The organism is Coleofasciculus sp. B1-GNL1-01 (assembly GCF_040220235.1).
Classification (GTDB): domain Bacteria; phylum Cyanobacteriota; class Cyanobacteriia; order Cyanobacteriales; family Coleofasciculaceae; genus Coleofasciculus.
The window spans coordinates 17,300-37,743 of record NZ_JAVJTO010000063.1 but is presented as its reverse complement, the minus strand read 5'-3'; the positions used below and the strand labels follow the sequence as shown (position 1 = coordinate 37,743).

18 protein-coding genes and 4 pseudogenes are annotated in these 20,444 nt (G+C 44.9%); 14 read left to right on the top strand and 8 right to left on the bottom strand.

Features of this window, described 5'->3' with window-relative positions; translation table 11 throughout:
• Positions 1-276 precede the first annotated feature (276 nt).
• The 8 genes and pseudogenes from RID53_RS15600 to RID53_RS15565 all read left to right on the top strand — a co-directional run bounded on the left by RID53_RS15600 (position 277) and on the right by RID53_RS15565 (position 5,973).
• Positions 277-1,350, top strand: coding sequence for a ParA family protein (locus tag RID53_RS15600; protein ID WP_446388973.1), 1,074 nt, complete (start codon positions 277-279; stop codon positions 1,348-1,350).
• A complete protein-coding gene (locus RID53_RS15595) occupies positions 1,334-2,083 on the top strand; it encodes a HEPN domain-containing protein (protein ID WP_446388972.1) in 750 nt (249 codons plus the stop codon). The genes RID53_RS15600 and RID53_RS15595 overlap by 17 nt, the downstream gene beginning before the upstream one ends.
• A 254-nt stretch (positions 2,084-2,337) precedes the next feature.
• Positions 2,338-2,454, top strand: a pseudogene (locus RID53_RS15590) (HepT-like ribonuclease domain-containing protein); the annotation flags it as partial.
• Positions 2,455-2,464: 10 nt separating this feature from the next.
• Entirely contained in the window at positions 2,465-3,340 is an 876-nt protein-coding gene (locus tag RID53_RS15585; protein ID WP_446388971.1) for an ABC transporter ATP-binding protein, read from the top strand.
• A gap of 163 nt (positions 3,341-3,503) precedes the next feature.
• The gene (gene scpB / locus RID53_RS15580) at positions 3,504-3,995 is read left to right on the top strand and encodes an SMC-Scp complex subunit ScpB (RefSeq protein WP_006105500.1); all 492 of its coding nucleotides are present in this window, start codon (positions 3,504-3,506) and stop codon (positions 3,993-3,995) included.
• 149 nt (positions 3,996-4,144) lie between these two features.
• Positions 4,145-4,513, top strand: coding sequence for a DUF760 domain-containing protein (locus RID53_RS15575; RefSeq protein ID WP_446388970.1), 369 nt, complete (start codon positions 4,145-4,147; stop codon positions 4,511-4,513).
• 281 nt (positions 4,514-4,794) lie between these two features.
• On the top strand, positions 4,795-5,139 hold the full coding sequence (locus RID53_RS15570) for a TMEM14 family protein (protein WP_446375076.1): 345 nt from the start codon (positions 4,795-4,797) through the stop codon (positions 5,137-5,139).
• A gap of 54 nt (positions 5,140-5,193) precedes the next feature.
• Positions 5,194-5,973 carry a hypothetical protein gene (locus RID53_RS15565; protein ID WP_446388969.1) on the top strand — a complete coding sequence of 260 codons (780 nt, stop codon included), beginning with the start codon at positions 5,194-5,196 and terminating at the stop codon, positions 5,971-5,973.
• Between the two features lie 128 nt (positions 5,974-6,101).
• On the opposite strand, the gene RID53_RS15560 is transcribed toward RID53_RS15565, so the two are convergent.
• From RID53_RS15560 to RID53_RS15545, 4 genes are all read right to left on the bottom strand, one after another.
• A complete protein-coding gene (locus tag RID53_RS15560; RefSeq protein WP_006105494.1) occupies positions 6,102-6,305 on the bottom strand; it encodes a hypothetical protein in 204 nt (67 codons plus the stop codon).
• 420 nt (positions 6,306-6,725) lie between these two features.
• Positions 6,726-8,012, bottom strand: coding sequence for a DNA cytosine methyltransferase (locus tag RID53_RS15555; RefSeq protein WP_446388968.1), 1,287 nt, complete (start codon positions 8,010-8,012; stop codon positions 6,726-6,728).
• Positions 8,013-8,073: 61 nt separating this feature from the next.
• Positions 8,074-11,235 carry a DEAD/DEAH box helicase gene (locus RID53_RS15550; protein WP_446388967.1) on the bottom strand — a complete coding sequence of 1,054 codons (3,162 nt, stop codon included), beginning with the start codon at positions 11,233-11,235 and terminating at the stop codon, positions 8,074-8,076.
• Positions 11,236-11,329: 94 nt separating this feature from the next.
• Positions 11,330-11,842 carry a hypothetical protein gene (locus RID53_RS15545; RefSeq protein ID WP_446388966.1) on the bottom strand — a complete coding sequence of 171 codons (513 nt, stop codon included), beginning with the start codon at positions 11,840-11,842 and terminating at the stop codon, positions 11,330-11,332.
• A 740-nt stretch (positions 11,843-12,582) separates the two neighbouring features.
• Between RID53_RS15545 and RID53_RS15540 the strand changes: the two genes are divergently transcribed.
• The gene (locus RID53_RS15540) at positions 12,583-13,347 is read left to right on the top strand and encodes a hypothetical protein (protein WP_446388965.1); all 765 of its coding nucleotides are present in this window, start codon (positions 12,583-12,585) and stop codon (positions 13,345-13,347) included.
• Between the two features lie 35 nt (positions 13,348-13,382).
• Here RID53_RS15540 and RID53_RS15535 read toward each other — a convergent pair.
• Positions 13,383-14,106 (bottom strand): annotated as a pseudogene (locus tag RID53_RS15535) (RNA-guided endonuclease InsQ/TnpB family protein); the annotation flags it as partial.
• A gap of 20 nt (positions 14,107-14,126) precedes the next feature.
• Positions 14,127-15,518 carry an RNA-guided endonuclease InsQ/TnpB family protein gene (locus tag RID53_RS15530; RefSeq protein ID WP_446388964.1) on the bottom strand — a complete coding sequence of 464 codons (1,392 nt, stop codon included), beginning with the start codon at positions 15,516-15,518 and terminating at the stop codon, positions 14,127-14,129.
• Between the two features lie 20 nt (positions 15,519-15,538).
• Here RID53_RS15530 and tnpA point away from each other — a divergent pair, with 20 nt between their 5' ends.
• Entirely contained in the window at positions 15,539-15,976 is a 438-nt protein-coding gene (tnpA, locus tag RID53_RS15525; RefSeq protein ID WP_446388963.1) for an IS200/IS605 family transposase, read from the top strand.
• Between the two features lie 88 nt (positions 15,977-16,064).
• On the opposite strand, the pseudogene RID53_RS15520 reads toward tnpA, so the two are convergent.
• Positions 16,065-16,565 (bottom strand): annotated as a pseudogene (locus tag RID53_RS15520) (RNA-guided endonuclease InsQ/TnpB family protein); the annotation flags it as partial.
• 156 nt (positions 16,566-16,721) lie between these two features.
• Complete coding sequence (locus RID53_RS15515) at positions 16,722-17,081, bottom strand: DUF4342 domain-containing protein (protein ID WP_044210663.1); 360 nt, start codon at positions 17,079-17,081, stop codon at positions 16,722-16,724.
• Positions 17,082-17,244: 163 nt separating this feature from the next.
• Here RID53_RS15515 and RID53_RS15510 point away from each other — a divergent pair, with 163 nt between their 5' ends.
• The 4 genes and pseudogenes from RID53_RS15510 to RID53_RS15495 all read left to right on the top strand — a co-directional run bounded on the left by RID53_RS15510 (position 17,245) and on the right by RID53_RS15495 (position 20,383).
• Complete coding sequence (locus tag RID53_RS15510; protein ID WP_446388962.1) at positions 17,245-17,637, top strand: pentapeptide repeat-containing protein; 393 nt, start codon at positions 17,245-17,247, stop codon at positions 17,635-17,637.
• Between the two features lie 157 nt (positions 17,638-17,794).
• Positions 17,795-19,147 (top strand): NAD(P)/FAD-dependent oxidoreductase, encoded by a 1,353-nt coding sequence (locus RID53_RS15505; RefSeq protein WP_446388961.1) that lies wholly within the window; start codon positions 17,795-17,797, stop codon positions 19,145-19,147.
• A gap of 197 nt (positions 19,148-19,344) precedes the next feature.
• Positions 19,345-19,563 (top strand): annotated as a pseudogene (locus tag RID53_RS15500) (DUF433 domain-containing protein); the annotation flags it as partial.
• Between the two features lie 16 nt (positions 19,564-19,579).
• The gene (locus tag RID53_RS15495) at positions 19,580-20,383 is read left to right on the top strand and encodes an SDR family oxidoreductase (protein ID WP_446388960.1); all 804 of its coding nucleotides are present in this window, start codon (positions 19,580-19,582) and stop codon (positions 20,381-20,383) included.
• Positions 20,384-20,444: the final 61 nt, after the last annotated feature.

Genomic DNA, 20,444 nt, shown 5'->3' with positions numbered 1-20,444 from the left:
TGCTGCTCAGGTGACTATTGGGGTATAAAACCTAGGTAAGCTGTCATGCATTTAAATTGGGTATTAGTAGCGAGCAAGATGCAAAGCCTGCGGCATGGCTTCGCTAAACGCACTACAAGGCTTTCGCCATTATTAGACATTAAGGTTTAAATGCCGAACAGCTTAGAGCTAGCATGGGAGTTCTTGAAACTAACCATTTTGCAGAGTAAGTCCGGAAGAGTCAGAATCAAGTTATACTAAAACATAAAGTTGAACAACTAAGAGGCGGTAAGTGCAATGGTTCAAAAAATTGCCCTCTTTAATCACAAAGGCGGAGTTAGCAAAACTACAACCACATTTAATCTTGGTTGGATGCTTGCCTCAAAGGGAAAAACAGTAATTCTTGTAGATACTGACCCCCAGTGTAATTTAACGGGTATGGCTTTAGGGCAAGGAACAGAGAGCGGCGAGGAAAGAATTGAGGCGATTTACAGTACAGATTCAAATATTAGAACAGGGCTAGCACCAGCATTTGAGTCACAGCCCAGGGCTATTGAGGCAGTAGATTGCATTCCCATTGAGGGACAAGAACGACTGTTTTTATTGCCTGGTCATGTTGGTTTTGCAGAATATGAAGCCACGTTGGGAATTGCTCAAGAGTTAGGTAGCTCAATTCAGGGTCTCAAAAACTTACCCGGCTCTATCACAGATTTATTAGATAAAACGGCTAAAAAGTTTAGTGCAGATTACATTTTGATTGATATGACTCCCAGCTTAGGAGCAATCAATCAAAATTTACTAATGACCAGTGACTTTTTTATAGTACCGACTACTGCCGATTTATTTTCTGTAATGGCAATTGATTCATTAGCTAAAATTTTACCTAAATGGTATGCCTGGGCGAAACAGGCTAGTTCGCTTCCTGTATTGAAAGCAGCATCCTATCCATTTCCTGATATTACACTACGCTTTTTAGGTATTATTGTCCAAAACTTTCGGATTATTCGCGGCCATGAAACTGCTGCTCTTGAAACATGGATGCGAAGAATTGAACAGGATATTCCTAAAAAACTGATTCCCGTTCTGAGGCAAAATAACATGATGCTTCCCGATCAACTTTATAGGGAGAATGGTATTGATCAAAGTTACACTCTTACGAAAATTCCCGACTTTAATAGGTTAATCGCTCTGTCACAGGAGTATCAAGTACCCGTCTATGCCTTGACACCTGAGCAATTACGTTCTGCTAAATGGCAGGGCAATGTTATAGAAAAAGCTCAAGATAAGCAAGAACAATTTGAAAGCACATTTTCGGATTTAGCCGATAAGATTATAGGACTCACTTCTCCTTCCTATGCAGTCAGCGCTTGATCAATTCCGAATCAGCATTGTTCGTGTTCGAGAGCTGATTTCTCTTCACAACTCTGTCAAGGCTCAATCTACTACCGCTCTAGATTTGTCAGATATTTTGAGAGCTGCTCTAGTTCTAGCTGTGAGCGCCTTGGATTACTATATCCATGAAGTTGTAACTCTAGGAATGCTAGAAATTCACAGGGGTCAGCGTTCCGAACCTAATCCTCCACGCAACAGTTCTCAATCTGCATTTTCTCGTTTTCAAGTTTCCCTAGGTGGCGCACGACAAGAACGATTGATAGCGATGGATATTGCATCCTGGTTAGAGAATGAAATTCAACAAAGTCAAGGTTCCTCATTTTTGCAGCAATCTCACACAGTTTCGGCTTTGCTCCCAGTTATATCAAGTGGCATTTTGAACAGACTGAATAATGCCTCTTGGCTAGAAGATAAAGTTCGAGAACGTCTTAGCTATCAAAGCTTTCAGCAACCTGAAAAAATAGCCGATGCCATTCGACTAATTTCAGATAAAAAATTGTGGGAAGAGGTTGCTCAGAAGTTTGGCAGATCCGCCAAAGATGTTAAACAACAACTGAGTGCGATAGTTGATCGTAGAAACAAAATTGCTCATGAAGCTGATATAGATCCTACATATAATATCGGAAGCCGCTGGTACATTGATGAAATTCTCGTCAGCGATGCAGTTAATTTTGTTGAGCAGGTTATTGAGACTATTCACCAAATCCTCTAAGTGTACGTGTAATCGGTGTATTTGAGTATAAGTTATTGTTTACTGCCAAATTTAATCAAGGATAACTCGGAAACTTCAAAGTTATTAAATATGCCACCTTATCTCGACGCCAGCAAGGTTAAGGTATGAACCCAATCCTGCCACCGTAGCGCTGTGATAGACTCAACATCAGACCAGCTCGGTTTGTTTAAGTAAACTATGCCTGTAAAAACCAAATCTCACGCATTCTCTCTCTTGCATGAACATCAACAACAATTGAATGGCGTGCGATCGCGGGAATGCGTGACCGCTTAATCCATAACTACTTCGGCATTGATTACGATATTGTGTGGGACGAAGATATGATGAAATGTAAAGTTGTCCTACTATGAGTCAGACCGAATGCCCTCTGCTGTTTGTGTCCAACACGTTCAAAAAACCTACGATAAAATTCCTGTGGTTAATGACCTCTCCTTCACTATCGAATCGGGAGAGATATTTGGTCTACTCGGTCCCAACGGTGCGGGGAAATCGACGACAATTCGCATGTTAACCACCTTAACCCGACCCACCGAAGGGCAAATTGAGATTGCAGGTTACAATGTGGTGCGCCAACCGGCTGAAGTTAAGCAAAATATTGGTGTCGTGTTGCAACAAACCAGTGTTGATAACGACCTGACCGTTTGGGAGAATATGGAACTCCACGGACGTTTGCACCACATTGCCAATCCCCGACGGCAAACCCTGATTAACCAGTGGTTGGAGTACGTAGAATTAGCCCAAAGGCGGGATTCGCCCGTCAAAACCCTATCCGGTGGGATGAAGCGTCGCCTGCAAATTGCTAGGGCGCTACTGCACCAACCCAAAATTCTATTTTTAGATGAACCCACGGTGGGACTTGATCCCCAAACCCGTCGCCGCCTGTGGGAGATTATTCGCGATTTAAACCGCCAAGGGATGACTATGCTGCTGACGACGCATTATATGGACGAGGTGGAGGTATTGTGTGATGCGTATGGGGCAAGTCAGCCAGGACGCATCGGGATTATGGACTGTGGTAAGCTAATTGAGCTGGGAACCCTGCAACAACTGAAAGCTAACCATGGTGAAGGGTTACTGATGAAACAAATTGGCGATCGCTTCGAGTATAAGTTCTTTCCCACTCTAGATGATGCCAATGCCTACCTTGACAGCTTACCGGATAAAACGGGTATGATGGTTCGTCCCTCAAATTTAGAAGATATCTTTGTGGAACTGACGGGACGACAACTCGATTGATGAGCATTTCGGTACTTGCCAATCCCTAATCCCCAATCCTTAATCCCTCATCACTCAACACTCGGTAAGGGCGGGTTTTGAACCCAAGTTATCGTCAACAGCTTGAGCGAACTCCCTAAACCCGCCCCTACACATTCAACACTCAAAACGTCCCCAATCCCCAATGCCTCGTCTAGCGACCCAAATTGAAGCGATTCTATACTTAAAGGGCAAACCCTTGTCCCTGACGGAAATTGCTGAGTGCGCCAGATGCGATCGCTCGGCGGTAGAAGATGCTTTAATTGAACTGATGTCAGACTATGCCTATCGAGACAGCGCCCTAGAAGTCGTCGAGACGCCAAAGGGCTATAGCTTGCAGTTACGGGCTTCATTTGCTACGTTAATGCAAAGTCTAGTGCCTGCTGAATTAGGTGTAGGAGCATTGAGAACCTTAGCAGCGATCGCAATCAAACAACCTATTGCTCAAACTGAACTGATCGACTTACGCGGTAGTGGTGCCTATCAGCATGTTCAAGAACTCATCTCCCTCGGATTTGTCAGCAGACGCCGACAAACTGATGGTCGTTCCTACTGGTTGCAAGTCACCAATAAATTTCATCAACACTTTGAACTCGATAACCTCCTACCGTCCCTACGGACATCCTCTCAATCCTAAGCACCACTTCATTTGAGCTTATCCTTCAGCCACAAGGACAATCCTGAATTTCTTCCTTAAGAACTAGGACTGTTGAACCAAAGCACCAAGTCGGTAGCTAGTACAATCGTTTAGAGTAGAAACAAGTAAGTCACATCTTTTAATTTCTAATGGTATTTAACTCTGACTTCCTCAATTCTCCCCCTGAAGATGACGCAACCAACCAACTCCTGAACTATCTCCAACACCAATCCCCCGATGTGCTGTCCCAGGTTGCCAAATCTGCCAGCCCGGAAATTCAGCAAATCATTTCCCAGAATGTCCAAGGACTGGTGGGCATGCTTCCATCTGAGAGTTTTAATGTACAAGTTACCACAGATCGCGAAAACTTAGCTGGATTGTTGGCTTCGGCGATGATGACGGGCTATTTTCTACGTCGCATGGAACAACGCATGGAACTCGAAGACAACATGACTGACACGATGAATTGGCATGGGAAATCCCATTACAACGACCACTCCAACGGTTCTTCCTTCTAAACCAATTCCTGTAAAAGCCTAAAAGTCATGGAAAAGCTATTCCCCCGTCTATGAAGACGGGAGGCGGGGGATTGGGCTGCCGTAAAGGGCAGTCGTTTTTGGGTGATTTATTAGCATAGCGCAGCGGAAGTAACTCGCCAGTTAACCCTAGACGAAAAAGCAGATACCAGAAACAAGTGCAGCCTTGGAGCCTTTACATCTCAGGTAGCGGCAAAGCGAGTATAATCAATACGATGCATTACTGTATGGCTAATCTTTAAATCCAGCCAAATTTTCCTAACATGAACAACTTATTGCCAATTATTACCGGATTTGTTTTAATCTACGCTTTACTCGTTTTGGTGGGTGGCGTAATCGGGTATGTCAAAGCCAAAAGCCAAAAATCCCTAATTTCGGGTATCAGTAGTGGTCTGGGACTTTTGGTGGCTTGGTGGCTTTGTCGGATTATCCCCATTATGGGACTCGGACTCGCCACCTTAATTTCTCTAGTGTTATTTATCGTTTTTATTATTCGCCTTTTCCGCACCCGCAGCTTTATGCCTTCTGGCATGATGATGGTTTTTTCGCTAATGGCTACGGTACTCTTTTCTGTAGGATTATTAGCAGCAGAGGGTTTCTTGCAATAGAAGATGATCTTTTCTCAATAACCCGGACGCTCAAGCAAAGTAGCAGGCGATAAGATGAGAAAATCTTTTAAAACTCCTTATGTTGTACTTCCTATCTTATTGGGCTGCTGCTTTTTCGTTTATTTCCTAAGTTCGGGTCAATATCCTTGGCTCAAATCCTTTTCTTTAGATATTGCCTCAGAAATTACTGGCATTCTAATTGTCGTCTTTTCGATTGATCGGGTCATTGCGATCGATCAAGAAAATCAACGCAGAAAACTAGAAGGTGTGGCATTCCTGCAACTAAGGAGACCGCTTCGGCGTCACTTTTATTTATTTTTTAATATGTTTAAGGCGGCTATTGCCGAAAAACCCGATAAAAATTATCAAACAGTCGTTGACTTATTTGATCATACATTTTTTGAAGAATTAGCGTTTCTCGATTTTTCAAAACCAGCCCCTGTCTTGGGCGCAATTGAAGCGGATTGGTCAGATTATCTATTACGTGAATGCTCGCAGTTTAAGGATTCCTTAAACCGCACTATGGAAAAATACTGTTTATTTTTACAACCTGAACTCATTGAATTGATGGAAGAAGTTATTAATTCTCCATTTCTGTGGATTGTCTTCAATGCGCCTGTAATTCGGCAATTCAGTGCAAAAAATAATACATCGAATTCTTATAATTTATTAGCCAGACAAGAAATTCGGGATTTACTGAAAGAGTATATTCAACTTATTACAGCGTTATTAGAGCAATATAATCAAAGAGTTCCTGAAGACAAGCAAATTAAAATTTCTGATGAATTATGGGCAAAGGAAGTTCTACCAAAAATTGGTAGTGGTCGAATCTAAGTAGGTGGACAGAATTAACGTGAACGGTGAAGAACTCGCTTCGCGAGAAGCAAGCTACGTCATTCGTCATCATCGCTCTTCGAGAAGTAAGCTAAGTCTAAATAATTCATAAGCCCTAATTCATTCTATTAAACGACTCGAATCCATCCCCGATGTAAACCTTCATAAATCCGTTCAACTAAGTGTTCCTCTTCCATTGAGAGTGATTGTTTCGATAAAAGGGCTGACATAAACAGTTGTTGATCAATCCAGCTAATTTGACGCATATCAATAATGCGATGGGCAATTTGCTGGACGGGAAATTTGGGAAAGCAAACTTGAGCAGATTTCATTGGGTCTTTGGCAACGTGGTGTATCTCTCCTTGTATAAAATATATTAAAGAACTTATCGATTTTTTAACGTGATCAAATCAGCAGATTGTCAGTGATTATGACTTAACCAAAATTGTGATAAGTATTTATTCGCCAAGTGATGCTTCCTGAGGAAGGATTATGATAAGTTTGTCTTCTTTAAGTGATCTAAATCACAAAATGCTGGGAATGACTATGCAACTTACAGCAGATTTCAGGTTGATGAGGTACAGTCTCTAAGCAAGATCCCCGACTTCTTCAAGAAGTCGGGGATCTGTCTGTGTACCTCACTTACTACCAAAAGCGCTGTATCAATCAATATGACCTAAAACCCTTACAAAGGACAAATGACAAATGACAAATGACGATCTCCACCGTTAACTTTAATTGCCCCCACCTACTTATACCTTTTGTTGCCAATACTTAAATGCTTTGACCTGACCTAATTCTAATAGGTGCGAGTCTCTTAGGGTGAGGGTAAGGGTTGGCGGCGAGGGTTCAACTCCCAAGGCGGCGATGATTTGATGACCTAAGACTCGTCCGAGTCGTGGCGGTACAGCATTCCCTACCTGTCGAAATCCGTGCCATTTCGTAACATGAAAGCGAAACCAGTCCGGAAATGAATGTAAACGTGCGGCTTCTCGGACTGAAATTACCCGTGGATAGTTAGGATGAATGGGACGGGGGGAGGTATAGCTACCCCGATCATATCCAGTACCTGCTCGTAGAGTGTAGCAGGGTTTGTCCCAGTCTAGGCGTTGTAGGCGACTAATGGCTTCCAATTGACCCGGTGGTGTTTGATTAAACCGTTCAATAGAGGCTGGATTATGTCGGGTTCGCTTAGAACTGGTTAAGAGGAACGGATTCCATTGGCGGGGATGGGCGAAATTAAAGGGATCGGTGATGATATTTCGTAGTTTTTCTACGTAAGGCATCGCTAATGCCTGGAGTAATTGTAACTGGGGGAGTGTCAGTTCTACCCAGTCTAAGGTCTGGAGTTCAGTAAAATCATCTAAATTCGGTAAATCCGCGATCGCATCTTGAACAGTACAAAATTCGGAGGGTGATTGCAATTGAGGTTGAGGATAGGTTAAAGGTTTAACGCCCACCTGATTTCCCAACACAAATAACCGTTGTCGCTGCTGCGGGACACCGAAATTAACCGCGTTGAGGACTTGGATGGGTTGAGTTATCTCATATCCGGCGGCGTTAAACTCCCATTGCAACCGATTCAATAAGTCTTGGTATTTTTTCCACCCTAAACCCGGAACATTCTCCATGAGAAAATAACGAGGCTGGAGTTCTTTGACCAAGCGACAGAACTCAAAGACTAAAAGGTTACGTTTGTCACAAACCTGACGTTTCCCCATGACAGAGAATCCCTGACAAGGGGGTCCACCAAATACTAAGTCTATGTCCATCCTGTCGCGATCGCTCACCCGAACCGGACGTTTTCGGCGATCGCACCAATCCTGCAAGGCTTTCTGGATATGGGTTCCCGTCAACTCAGTCACATCAGCGCACAAGACATGAGTCTGGGGAAAGTTAAACTTATAGACAGCCGCGTGAATCGGGTCTTTTTCCACGGCGATCGCCACATCAAACCCCGCCTGTTCGATTCCCAAGGAAAACCCACCAACACCTGCAAATAAATCAATGGCGACAGGTCGATACCCTAATTTTGCCATCCCCTCATCCGTTGTTTTATATCAAGTTGCAGTCTAATGTACAATCTTCTGCCTTTTTATCCTAACCTTCAGACGTTAGAGGTAACGTCTCCATCTGACTGATAATTTCCAATAATAAAAGTCCCAAACTCTTGTTCAACGCCGCATTACTTTCAGGACAACTGTGCTGCATCAAACAGCGAGGACAACCCTGATCACAGTCACACCCTTCTGCTAACACCTTAGCTTTGAACGCAAAGTCCCAGAAGCGATGAAAAATAGCCTCAGATACCCCATTTCCCCCTGGTGTTGTATCAAACCAATAGCCAATTGTGGGTAAGGTGTGTTGACGGTTGGGTTTGTTCACGATTAGACTATTTACCTCTTGAGTCTCACTCAAAATTAATAAGGGTACAGCCAAATTAATTTGGTGGGTAATAGAATGTAACGCAATCCGTTCGGGTGGACAAGACCACAGACAGGTATAGTCACTCGGAATATTCTTCCCATACTGCTGAATCAATTTTTGTTTGATTCCTTTAACCTGTTGAGTCAAATAGTCCTGAATCGGTTGATTAACTTCAATTTGCAGTACAGGTGCTTCCAGTCGAGTTAAATAAGGCTGCTCAAAATTCACCGTTTTAATCCGTTTCTGGATTTCAGCAAACCGTGTCCTGCGCCGACAGTCTGGACATTGAGCTTCTTTGACAGGTGTATGATACCGCCGACATTGAAAATTTTGGCAGGTTTTGTCGTATTCTAGACTGTAGAGTGTATATCCATTAACGTAATCGGTAATTTCTCCCCAACCCAGAATTAGGCGTATTCGTCCTTCCGGAATTCTTGTTGGCAAAATCTTCGGTTCAGCTAAGTAAGATTTGAGTTCAATCTCAGTTTCTTGTTCCGCACGAGTTAACTGCTGGGGATCTTCAGCTAGAGGTTTTAAAATTGCCTGTTGATTTTCCAAATCCAGACTTTGACAAGAATACCAAACCCGATCGCCCCAAGGTGACTGATGCTGATAAATTGCCTCAGGAAAGACTTCTCGCTGGGCGTGCTTTTCATCCAATTCCTCAAATTCTTCTCCCGTCTGTTGATCCACTAATGTCACCGTAAAATGGTTCGTTCCTCGCATTTGCACGTCTTTATGGGGATAAGGTTTCGTCCACAAGTGCTGGTGGCGAGAGAGGGATAACTGGTTTTGATTCATCAACTGAATAGCAATGTCTGCGGCGGACTGACCAAAATACTGATAGAATTTCTCCAACGGAATACCACTCTCACAAGCCCCACAAAGTAAATGCTGTTTGAGGAAGACTTGATAATCGGGATTACATACCGCACTTTCAACTTCACCTCTTAACAATAAGTCCGGGTTATTCCCATAAAAATAATCCAAGGCGTTTTGGGCAATGGGCAGAAAAATCACTAAACCAGGGCTTTTTCGTCCCGCCCTTCCTTGACGTTGACGTAACTGCATCAGTGAACCGGGATAACCGCGCAGTAAGCAACAATCCAGTTCTGGAATATCAATCCCTGCTTCTAAGGCTGAGGTTGCCAGAATAATGCTAATTTCTCCCGCACTCAGTTGCTGAATAATTTGGCGACGATGATGAGATTTAAGGGAACCATAAAATATTCTCACTTGGGATTTAAGGTAACCTTGTCCCCGTTGTTCTAGATGTTCTTGGATCTGGTTTAAGAGAGATTTGAGGGAAATGCGACTATTACAAAAAACAATCCCCTTTAATCCTTGCTCTAACCAAGACAAGACAATCGCACACGAGTCAATATTGGCATACTTAGACGGGGCTAAACAGAGGGTTGTCCGCGCCGCCGTTGCTGCACCACTGTTCTCGATTAGCGATAAATTTCCCCGTCTTCCACTAAAGGTTTCGGCTAATTCCCCTGGATTGCCAATTGTTGCCGTGGCAAAGATATGTTGTAATTGAGTGGAATCTCCACCACTTTGATCGATCGCTAATCGCAACCGTCGCATTAGATTGGCAAAGTGAGCGCCAAAACTACCGCGATAAGTATGGGCTTCATCAATCACCAAATAACACAGATTTCTCAGAAACCATTGCCACGACTGCCATTGGGGTTTAAAAAGTTTAAAAAGTTGATGGTGGAGTAAGTCAGGGGTGATACAAACAATTTGCGGCGATTGTTCTAATAATTTAATCCGTTCAGCCATGGGAACATCTCCCGTCAGCATCACTACATTAATCCGCTGAAACTTCGGGATTAGGTCAATAATGTCGTGAATTTGCCGCAACTGATCCACCGCCAACGCCTTTAAGGGAAAAATAAATAGGGCGGTGCTGTGGGGATTGATCAGACAGGTTTCCAGAATTGGGAGAAGAAACGCCAGAGTTTTGCCACTGGCTGTTGGGGTTGAGAGTAAAATATCCCCCCCTTGACGCAACGCCTGTAATGAGGCGTACTGATGAGACCATAGAGAGTTAATTCCAATGGTATTTAAGGCGTAGTGGAGAACCTTGGGTAAATTCTGGGGTAAAGGTTCCGCCTTTTCCTGGGAAGCGGGAGTAATTTCTACAGCGGTTAATTTTTCTGCATCGAGTAGGCTTTGAGCGATCGCACGAAATGCAGGGGGTTGAATCGCGGCGATGTCGGCTTCACTGACTTGGGGAGTTGCTGACGGAGATAATGCAGGGGTTGAAGATAGGATAGGATGGCTGGGTTCAATTGACTCATGCTGTCGAATTTCTAGGTAAGCGCATTCCAAGTGCGTTTCTATCTCGGCTCGTTGATCGGGAAACGCGGCGGTGTAGACGGTTAAAGCGGCTTCCAATCGTTGAATGGCTTGGCGTAGGTTCCTGATGCGATCGCCTTTATTCCGCTCTAAATAAATTAACCCCAAATAATAGTTAGTTTCCGCCCAATCCTGGGGATCATCAGCCTGAGTGAAAACCTGAGCCGCAATTTCGTAGCTAATGCGGACAATTTCCAGATGATCCGTGCGATCGCCGCCGGGAAACTGGTTAATAAACTGACTAATTCCCCGCAGGCGTCTTGCCAGATCCGGCTTGTGACGATCATCCAATTCAGCCAACCTTGCGATCGCCCATTCCTGTAGCACCAGGGCAAACCTCTCATTCAGCTTATCAGAGTTCTCTGCCAGGAACGTATGCACCACAGATACATCCTCGTTGCTGGGTAAAGTAATCAACAACAATTGGTGGAGAAACGTCTTCAGGGTTTCCCAGTTTGGATCAGCCATGATCTAAGCCAGCATTCTGCCAGCGCGTTATTCCTATCAGGTCTGCTTGTTCAATTATTGTACAGTAGGGGATAAGGAAAGCTTCGGTTAACCTTCAATCCCACCAATAGGACATCACCACCGCGTCGCGATCGCGTTGCATTTCCTGATCCGAAACCCCAGCTTCTAATCGAGCCATCAGTCGCCGTTTGAGTCGCCAAGTGTAGTCTTCATTTGTACCATCGGTTATATCTACTGAGTCAGCTCGCCACTTTTTGCCTAAGTCTAAAAGCTGAGACACGATTGTGTCTTGGTTTTCTGCCAGAATATAGAGTGTATCTGCTGGATAAGCGACAAAACGAAGAATACTGGTTTCCGGCATTGGACGATAGTTTGCCATTGCCAGAAGCGTATCAATCACACCGCCAAAGCTTAAACCATTTTCGTCGGGGGCAAAAATCGGTTTCGTGAACAGAAAACTTGCCCATAACGATGAGTTGTTGGCAAGATCTGTAATCACTTCCTCACCGTCAAACTCATTGAAGCGGCGTTGCCAAACTAGGGCAGCGAATAATTCTTGAGGGGAATAGGATTGAGCTATAAGTTTTATTTTGGCTAAGTCAAGCATTACTTTTAAATTATTGAAATCGGTGAAAATAAGCTAATGGTTTTGGATGTTTGTGCGTGACTGGGTATTCCTTAAAATGAGGCAATGTCTAAGCTGTTCGTTATTTAAAGCTTGTTGCCAAGAATAGCCGAATTCTTGTCGTGCAATTAATTGGCGACTTATACCCAATTTAAATGTATGACAGCTTAAGATATACCTTCGTTCATCCCAGCTCCAAGATTTGATCGTACATACCTACACAGTATGCCAATAAAATTGCTATGATGGTCAGTCGATGGGACTACTATAACATTGGTTCAGCCATCAAATCCGATGCTGTTCCAGACGTAGTCGGTTAGGGAAGCATCTCAATTCAGCACAATTAGTGGTAGTGGAAGCATTTTGTCACCTAGAATTTATGACTTATGCACGCCTCTACATAACCCTAATTGAATAAGGGCGGGTTTTGTTTTTCACTTATGGGTGAGAAAGGGCGGGTTTTGTTTTTCACTTATGGATGAGAAAGGGCGGGTTTTGTTTTTTACTTATGGGTGAGAAAGGGCGGGTTTTGTTTTTTACTTATGGGTCGAATAGCTGACTTTAGTCCCTAAACCCGCCCCTACAGAGTCCCTAAACCCGCCCCTACAGAGTCCCTAAACCCGCCCCTACAGAGTCCCTAAACCCACCCCTACAGAGTCCCTAAACCCTCTCCTACAGGGGAATACTTGGCTCCGAAGACAAATGACAAATGACGAATAACTATGTTCTGTCAATCTTACCCACCGTCTGCCCTTAAAATGCGCCGCCTATCTTTTTTTCGGAATTGGATGATTGTAGTCCTACTATTACTTTGGTGTACAAGCTGTTCATTTCAAGACTCAGAAGATATAAATTTAACACTCAACGCCCAAGCCGCAGGTCGTCCTGGACTCTACAGCTTGAGTGGCACAACTAATCTCCCTGATCAAAGTCAAATTACCGTAGCCGCAATTCGCGATTTACGGTTTCCGGATCAGGCGGTTTATCGCGATGAATCGTATTCTCCTTATTCCATTCTGGATCGTCAAGTGGTCAGAGTTGAGGACGGAAAATGGCAAGCTACGCTAAATTTATGGCAAGTAGCGCCCGATGGATATTTCCGAGAAGCATGGCAACTGGATCAATCGCCCATTGGTGATTCCTTGCAACCCTCTGCTGATGTATCGTTTGTGGCATTATTTGATCCACAGGGTCAACTGCCAACTGTAGAAAATCAAACCATCCAAACACCCGAACTTGAAGGTCAACTGGTTCGCTTTACGAACGAAGGTCAGCCTTATGTTAAAGTCACTCAAAGCCAACGGATTCCTTTGCCAACGGGTCGAAAAACTCCCCCTGTGGTTAAACCTGAAGATAGGAATTGGGGTTGGGGAACGCAGCGCTATGAACTTCCATCAAAACCCCCAACGCCTGGGAATGTACGTCCGCCGACGTTGAAAACTGAACAAACCAATCAACCGCTTTTGCCTTCAGAATTTTTGCGCTGATGGACAACAGAAGGCATTAATTGACACTCCTCGCCCTAAAGGGTCGAGGATTCTTCATTCATAGACCCAACTTGCCCAAGCAGGATTGCTCCAGCTAAGGTAGAGGTCGAATCTCCAGAAGCGTTCGAGTCTATGACCCAAGTTCCGCTATGCCCTAGCGTACTCAAGGCTAATTTTAGGATGTTAATGGCAGCATTCCAATCCCTATCTGTGGTGAACCCACATTGACAAACATGAGTCCGAGTTGATAGAGATTTTTTGACAACTGCACCACAGCTAGAGCATTTCTGGGAGGTATACGCTGGATTAACAGCAACCGTTACTTTACCCAACTTAGTCCCAAAATACTCTAGCCATTTCCTAAATTGATACCAACCCGCATCATTGATCGACTTGGCAGATCGACTTGGCAAGACAATGATTTTTAGCTAAATTCCCGCTCCTCAAGTCTTCATAGGCGACCAAATCGTTAGATTGGATAACGCAACGCGCTACTCTCTTCGCGTGTTCTTCACGTTGCCTACTTATTTTAAGGTGCACTCGTCCTAATCGATTAATGGCTTTCTTGCGGTTGGATGAGCCTTTCTTTTTACGAGAGACGCGCTTTTGTCTAAACTTTAAACGTTTCTCGCTCGTTCGATAAAATCTAGGGTTAGGTTCAGTATGCCCATTGGAGTCTGTGTAGAACTCTTTGAGTCCTACATCCAACCCAATCGCTTTACCTGTTGGTTGACTGTCTACTTTAACTTCTGCTTTGAGTGACGTACCCAGCGCTGCCCTTACGGGACAGCGTGGGCTTCTGATGCCTTGAATAAGGCGGTCAAAACTTCCTTCAAGGTACTATTAGTAGTGGAAGAAACCACTACAGGATTCCCTTTACGGCGTTTTAGGGTAGGGAACACGTCCAGCCCTACACGTTTTAGGTTGATAGCAGCATTAATGTCTCTATCAACCCAGATTTGCAACTGTTCATCCCAATACTCTCGAATCGAACAATCTGTGAATACAAACTCGTCTCGATAGCAGAGGATTTGGGAAGTATAAGCAGGATTCTTTTCAACGACCACAGCCCCAGCTTTTGCAGCTATGTAACTTAGCGTGGAAAAGAATTGTCCGAATGCAGCATCCAGCCAGGATTTGTTCAGTCCTGACTTTGCGGATTGCCCGTTGGGAAGGTATTTCCCGTCATCATCTTGTTTAGGTGCATTACGCTTGGTCAATCCTTTGAGGTTTAAGTCCTCACAGAAAAACACCTTCTTCCCGGTTCGCACCAATTTGTACGCACTCTTGTACTGGAAATCTTGACGACTCCTAGCAATGCGCTGATGAAACCTTGCTTCTCTTTTGGCTAGTTTACGGCGACGGCGAGACCCTTTATTTTTAGCGTTTCGCTTGGTCTGCAACTTCCCTAGCTTGTCGAGGTTTTTCCTCAGGGGCTTAAGAGAGGGGATGCTTTCACCTTCAGAGGTGGCAATATACACATCTTCGTTCAGGACAGCATCTAGTCCCATCGAATTGTCCCAAGTCGGGATTGTCTTATCTGGGGTAAAGTCTGGAACGGATGGGTCGTCTAAAATGAATGACACATACCAGCCGTCAGATTTGTTCGTAACACTGACCTGCTTGAGGTTAAAACCATCTGGTATCGGGCGATGAGTTCTCACCTTGACTAACCCAATCTTGGGAAGCCTTAGGTAGAGCCAACGACCGTTGACCGTGCAGAACTTCAACCACTCATTCTTTGCCCCATCAAAGACCATCGTGCGATAACGAGACTCGCTCTTAAACCGAGGCTTGCCAGAGCGTTTCCCATCCTTGTCCCCCTTGATGTATCGCTCGAATGCCTTGTCAACTCGCTTGCAGACATCCTGCAAGATAGTCGAATAGATATCACTGAAGTCTAAGAGTTCTCCTGACCATCTCACCAGTACCAAGTCTTCCTTGATGCTAGGTAGTTGATTCTTCTGGTTGTAGTAGTTGGGACGTTCCTTGAGTTCGGGCAAGTGACAAATCAGGGGACAGGAATTAACCGGACATCGGTTCTGCTCCCACCAATCCAGTCGTTCACCCAGCATCCGGTTGTACCAATAGCGACAAACCCTCAATCCATTGTTGAGGGAGATCTTTTGCTTGTCACTGGGATACAGGCGGTATTGGTAGGCTGTTTTCATGTCTTATATTGTACCGCACTATGGTTAAAAAGAAACGCTACAGGTCTAGTTCTCGCTCCGTCTCAGACCTTAAAGCACATTTAGTGCTGACGACCAAGTATCGAGCGAAGTGCATTAATGCTGCACTACTAGAACAGCTCGAAACCAGCATTAGGGGGCTGTGCGAAAAATGGGGAGTAACAGTGATTGAATTCAACGGAGAGGATGACCATGTTCATCTGCTGTTTTCTTATTACCCACAGATGCAACTTTCTAAGTTCATCAATAACTTGAAGACTGTTACTAGTGGTAAGGTTAACAAGGAGTTTTCTGAGCATCTGGCTCAGTTCTTTTGGAAAAAGGATGACGATAGCAAAAGGGAATTCTGGAATGACTCCTATGCTATTGAGTCTGTGGGTGGAGCGAATATCGAGGTTCTGGAACGATATATTCGCGGACAGAATGCACCTACTCGTTAATCACTCTCGGTATCGAACCCCAGTGATTAACCGCCTATCCATCCCAGCGCCGCCTTTCAGGACGGCGTGGGGCTTCCGGCGTTTTTGCTAAAAACTGAACGTAGTAGCCGTCTGCACGACGCACCAATCTAACCCGTTTGATTTGTTCAAGTTGATAGTAGTTTAAGTCCCACGTCCCTTTGAGTTTGAGCGAGCCTATTCCTTTTTGATCAGTGAAAGTAATCCGCTTGCGAGTTTCCGAGAGTTTCCACCCCGAAGTCTTATACTCCACTGAGCGAGTATTCTTCTTAAAGCGTGGATAACCTTTCTGGCCAAGAAGTCCTTTCCGACAATTATCGTAGAATCTGGCAATGGCAGAATAAGCTCTTTCAACAGATGCCTGACAAGCATGAGAGTTCAAAGCCTTAACATAAGGAAACTCAGCCCTTAACGCGGTGTTATAACGATACAAATCTTTTTGCCCTACCCCTGGGTTATCCATCCAATAGCGGACGCATTTATTCCGAACAAACTGAGCGGTTCTGATTGCTTCGTCTATTGCCGTGTATTGAGTTGTTTTCCCTTGAGCTTTGAACTCTAGTACAATCATTGACGTGGAAAACTTCTACATCAAAATTCTAACAGACAAAGGGAATAAAAGCCGTCCTAAAAGGACGGGGCTTGAATCCCATATTTTCGGTCACTGATAACCGAAGGACAAAATCCGCTCTTATTCCAATCCCTGATTTTTCGTATTGCCCAAGGGTTATTCTCGTCGCTCAATCACGAGTTTCAAACGAGCCACCAGCGCCCCGATCGCGCCGACAGCCGCGATGACGGGAAACAGCGTCACCCCAACGACTCCACCAACGACGCCAACGGTTAGGGGAATTTCGATTAAGATTTGATCTTCTTCATTCTTGACGATAATCCGGCGAATGTTACCCTGATGGATCAGTTCCCTGACCTTACCCACTAAGTCATCGCCACTAATGGTGAATTCTTCAACATTGACTTGGGTTGTGGTATCAACGTCGGGTTCAATAGACTGTAACTCATTTTCTAGAGGAACGGTGTTAGCGTTAATTTCCTCGACGCTTTCTTCTGTGCGAATTGGTTCGTTCATGGTTAAGCACTTGTATGTCACTATCTTTCAGGGTAGCGAACTCAGTTGCTGGAGAGTTCACCAGTTAGGTTGAATTGATTGGATAATTCGGGACACTATAAAGAAATCTCTACCGTATCGTTTGGCACAATACATCTATAGGTACTTGACAAGGAAAGGCAAAATGTATCCAAAACTGTTGGTTGTGTGTTTTTTCCTGACTGGATTAGGATTAGCGACTCCCATCCGGGCAGAAAATGCGGATCAGGTTCGCCAATTATTGGAAACTGGAACCTGTCGCCGATGTGCTTTGGAAGGGGCGAATTTGAGAGATGCAGACTTGAGACTCGCTGATCTGAGAGATACTGATTTGAGAGATGCGGATTTAAGAGGGGCGGATCTCAGAGAAGCCGACTTGAGGCGGGCAGATTTGACCGATGCGAATCTCAAAGGGGCTGATTTGAGGGGGACTTATTTGAGATTAACGAATTTGACTGATGCGAATCTGAAACGGGCGAACCTTTGCGGTGTGATTATGCCCGATGGCGAAACCTCTGAGCAGGGATGTGAGGAGTAGCCCGGAGTTCAAACTCCGGGCTAAAAGCTCAAGTCCATTCAAATGGACTAACTTCAGGGCAAACCCTAAATAGGGGTTGCTAAATAAGTGTTGTGGTGAGGGGAAGCAGGGGAAGCAGGGGAAAGTCTTGCAAATTTAGGAGGTTTTAACATTAGTAATGAGTGATTTAATTCAGCAAACGGTAATTCTCGGCGGTGGGTTTACCGGACTGTTTACTGCCATACATTTAAGCCGTTCCAATTATCCGCGCTCAGTTATTCTTATCGATCGCGAAGAACGTTTTCGCTTTAAACCCCTTCTCTATGAGTATTTCAGTGGTCAAATGGAGGAGCCAGAGGTCATGCCTCGTTTTGAGGAGTTACTTAAAGGTAGCGGCGTGACTTTCGTGCAAGATGTGGTGCAAACCATTGACCTGCACCAGAATCGAGTTACGTTAGCCTCAGGAACCTCTTGCCCTTACAGCAATTTGGTTTTAGCTTTAGGCAGCGTCACGGGCTATTTTGGCGTTGAGGGGGCAAAGGAGAATGCTTTGCCATTTCGGGAAGGAAAAGATGCGATCGCACTAGATCAGCGCTTACGGGAATGCCTGATCCAAGCGATGCAAACCCAAGACAGGGAACAACGCCGCCGACTGTTAACCTTTGCCATCATTGGGGGTGATCCGACGGGAGTTGAATTAGCCGCAACCTTAGCTGATTTACTGCCACCTTGGTATGAGGCAATGGGGGGTCAATCCCAAGAAATTCGGGTGGTACTGCTCAATCGTGGACGCGAAATTCTCAAAGGTGACATTAATGATCCCCTGCGAGACACAGCACACAAGGAGTTGCAAAACCGTGCGGTTAAGGTGGAATTGCTTAACGAGGCACAAGCGACTGCTGTTCGCCCGGATTCCTTGGACTATGAACAGGGGGATAAGGTGGAAACCTTACCCGCTGCAACGATTGTGTGGACAGCCGGGACTTCCACCCATCCTTTAATTAAGGACTTACCCATTGCTGAGGAAAAGCGCGATCGCAAAGGTCGTCCCTTGGTTAAACCAACCCTGCAACTGTTAGAGTTTCCCGACGTTTTCGCGGGCGGTGATTGCGCGGCTGTGGAGGGCAAATCCCTACCGCCGACAGCACAGGTAGCGCATCAACAGGGAGACGCGATCGCGTCTAATCTCCAAGCCTTAGCCAAAGGCAGAGAACCCAAGCCTGCTGACGTTAGCATCAGAGGCACACTGATGAAACTAGGGTTAGAAGAGGCGGCGGCAAACATCTCGAATCAGGTTGAGGTGGATGGCGAAATCGGACATTTAATTCGCCAAGGCACTTATATAAATATCTTGCCCACACCCCTACGAGATTTTAAGTTGACAGCGAAATGGTTCACAGAGGACGTTTATCAGGAATATTTAGAACCCAAGGTAACCGGAAAAACCGCGAAAGTTGTGGCGGGTGCCGTTGTGGGTACACTGATTGCCAGAAAATTGCTCAAAGGATTAGGGGACGAGGATAAAAAGTGAAGTCAAAAACCTGAAGGTGAGGAAGTTTTGAGTGTTGATTGTGTAGGGGCGGGTTTTATAGCGCTACGCGCTAGGCAATGGGCAATAGGCAACACCTCGGCTTACCTCGGCTCCGCTCGGTAACACGCTCGGTGTTTCATGGGCAATAGTTATGCTATTATTAATTAGAAAAAAACCAATTAAAACTCAAAAAGGTTATGAGTTTAACTCCTGACTTACTCAACCGAATTACGCAAAATCCTGGTCAATGTGGTGGTCGTCCCTGTATTCGAGGAATGCGAATTCGAGTCACCGATATTTTAGAGATGTTGGCAGAAAATGTTAGCATTTCTGAAATTCTAGAAGACTTCCCTGATTTAGAACTAGCAGATATTCAAGCTTGTTTAGTCTTTGCAGCACGACGTAAGGATAAACCAGTCAGGAGCAATAGTGATGAATACAAAAGCGTTACAGGGTCAGGTTGCTTTAGTAACAGGGGCAAGTTCAGGAATTGGCAAAGCCATTGCGATCGCGTTTGCCGAAGCTGGCGCTAAAGTTGGCGTGAACTACCGCAGTAGCGCAGAAGATGCGGAACAAATTGTCTCAGGCATTCGCGAAAAAGGAGGAGAAGCGGTTGCTTTACAGGCAAATGTTGCCAAAGAGGATCAAGTGCAGCGCCTGTTCTCTGAGTTAATTGAAACCTACGGCACGATTGATATTCTCGTCAACAATGCGGGGCTTCAGAAAGACGCCAACTTTATCGATATGTCCCTGGAGGATTGGCAATTAGTTATTGATGTTAATCTAACCGGACAATTTCTCTGTGCGCGGGAAGCTGCCAAGGAATTTATCCGCCGAGGTGTTGTTGAAGAACGCTCTTGTGCCGCAGGTAAAATTATTTGCATCAGTTCCGTTCATGAAAAAATTCCTTGGGCAACCCATGCGAATTATGCGGCATCTAAAGGAGGTATTAATATGTTGATGCGAACCATAGCACAAGAGTTAGCCCCGCACAAAATTCGTGTTAACAGTATCGCTCCGGGGGCGATTAAAACTCCGATTAATCGTCAGGACTGGGAAAATGAAGAAGCCAAAGCCGAGTTACTCAATTTGATTCCCTATCAACGGATTGGCAAGCCTGAAGATGTTGCGAGGATGGCGGTTTGGTTGGCTTCTGATGACTCGGATTATGTCGTCGGAGAGACGTTATTTATCGATGGAGGAATGATGCTCTATCCGGGCTTTGCTGAAGGGTGATAGAGTCAATTAGGTCGGGTGGGCATTGCCCACCCCATCGATTTCTACACCGAAAAAAGGT